Source organism: Mycobacterium sp. 050134, assembly GCF_036409085.1.
Taxonomy (GTDB): Bacteria; Actinomycetota; Actinomycetes; order Mycobacteriales; family Mycobacteriaceae; genus Mycobacterium.
This window is the reverse complement of the sequence record NZ_JAZGLV010000077.1, coordinates 1-477: the sequence shown is the minus strand read 5'-3', so window position 1 is coordinate 477 and position 477 is coordinate 1. Positions and strand designations below refer to the sequence as shown.

General features: G+C 61.8%; 1 pseudogene. It reads left to right on the top strand.

The window, feature by feature from the left end:
* Positions 1-93: 93 nt before the first annotated feature.
* Positions 94-477 (top strand): annotated as a pseudogene (locus SKC42_RS27470) (hypothetical protein); the annotation flags it as partial.

Sequence of the window (477 nt, the reverse complement as noted above, 5' to 3'; positions counted from 1 at the left end):
AATCCGGCACTGGGCGGCACGGCCGTAGCGATACCTTTCGCGGTTGTCGTTTGCATGCTTGGGATCACTGCTGCGATGGGGATGATTACTACTTTGATCACCTTCTCGGTGTTAAACGGACAAAAGGCGGACGATGTGACGTCCCGCTATAAAGCGGTGGCCACGGGTGCGGTTCTCACCAGTGGGGTGGTTGCGGACGAGGTGGACGCGGCGGCTGCGGAGTCCACGGTGTCTAGCTTCGAGGTCATCGCCGATGGCGTGTCGTGTGCGGTAGCCATGCCGGGTGATGCCAGCAGTGCACGGGGTGCACGCGCTCGATTAAGCAATCATATCGGTCAGGGTGAAACCGGCAGAGCCGGAATAGTCGGCGAGGCGCCGGATGATCCGACGCCGCAGTCGACCATGCCCACCATGGCTAAGCTAACCGCGGTGTCGGGGCAGACGGCGAAGCTTTCTCAGGGGGACGCCTCCCAACAC